Annotated in this window: 1 rRNA gene; it reads left to right on the top strand. The window is 51.2% G+C overall.

What is annotated here, in order from left to right:
* Positions 1–1,398: ribosomal RNA gene (locus I6E82_RS19745) — 23S ribosomal RNA — on the top strand; the annotation flags it as partial.
* Between the last annotated feature and the right edge of the window lie 22 nt (positions 1,399–1,420).

Genomic DNA, 1,420 nt, shown 5'->3' with positions numbered 1-1,420 from the left:
TAAACCTGAGACACGAGACGAGTCACTACGGTGATGAAGTTGCTGATGCCATACTTCCAGGAAAAGCCTCTAAGCTTCAGATTATATGGAATCGTACCCCAAACCGACACAGGTGGTCAGGTAGAGAATACTAAGGCGCTTGAGAGAACTCGGGTGAAGGAACTAGGCAAAATCGTACCGTAACTTCGGGAGAAGGTACGCTCCTATCTGTGATGAGACTTGCTCTCTAAGCGGACGGGAGCCGCAGTGACCAGGTGGCTGGGACTGTTTATTAAAAACACAGCACTGTGCAAAATCGCAAGATGACGTATACGGTGTGACACCTGCCCGGTGCCGGAAGGTTAATTGATGGGGTTATCCTTAGGGAGAAGCTCTTGATCGAAGCCCCGGTAAACGGCGGCCGTAACTATAACGGTCCTAAGGTAGCGAAATTCCTTGTCGGGTAAGTTCCGACCTGCACGAATGGTGTAACCATGGCCACGCTGTCTCCACCCGAGACTCAGTGAAATTGAAATCGCAGTGAAGATGCTGTGTACCCGCGGCTAGACGGAAAGACCCCGTGAACCTTTACTACAGCTTGGCACTGAACATTGAACCTACATGTGTAGGATAGGTGGGAGACTTTGAAGCAGCGACGCTAGTTGTTGTGGAGTCAACCTTGAAATACCACCCTTGTAGTTTTGATGTTCTAACGTTGGCCCCTGAATCGGGGTTACGGACAGTGCCTGGTGGGTAGTTTGACTGGGGCGGTCTCCTCCTAAAGAGTAACGGAGGAGCACGAAGGTTGGCTAAGTACGGTCGGACATCGTACGGTTAGTGTAATGGTAGAAGCCAGCTTAACTGCGAGACAGACACGTCGAGCAGGTACGAAAGTAGGTCATAGTGATCCGGTGGTTCTGAATGGAAGGGCCATCGCTCAACGGATAAAAGGTACTCCGGGGATAACAGGCTGATACCGCCCAAGAGTTCATATCGACGGCGGTGTTTGGCACCTCGATGTCGGCTCATCACATCCTGGGGCTGAAGTCGGTCCCAAGGGTATGGCTGTTCGCCATTTAAAGTGGTACGCGAGCTGGGTTTAGAACGTCGTGAGACAGTTCGGTCCCTATCTGCCGTGGGCGTTTGAGAATTGAGAGGGGTTGCTCCTAGTACGAGAGGACCGGAGTGAACGAACCGCTGGTGTTCGGGTTGTCATGCCAATGGCATTGCCCGGTAGCTACGTTCGGAACTGATAAGCGCTGAAAGCATCTAAGCGCGAAGCAGGCCTCGAGATGAGTTCTCACTAGACTTTTAAAGTCTCTGAAGGGCCGTTGAAGACTACAACGTTGATAGGCAAGATGTGGAAGTGGTGTGAGCCATTAAGCTAACTTGTACTAATTACCCGTGAGGCTTAACCATACAACGCCAAACGCGTTTTATG

This window comes from Pseudoalteromonas sp. NZS11, assembly GCF_015864765.1.
Taxonomy (GTDB): domain Bacteria; phylum Pseudomonadota; class Gammaproteobacteria; order Enterobacterales; family Alteromonadaceae; genus Pseudoalteromonas; species Pseudoalteromonas arctica.
The sequence above is the reverse complement of the archived record's forward strand: the minus strand, read 5'-3'. Positions and strand labels throughout refer to the sequence as shown.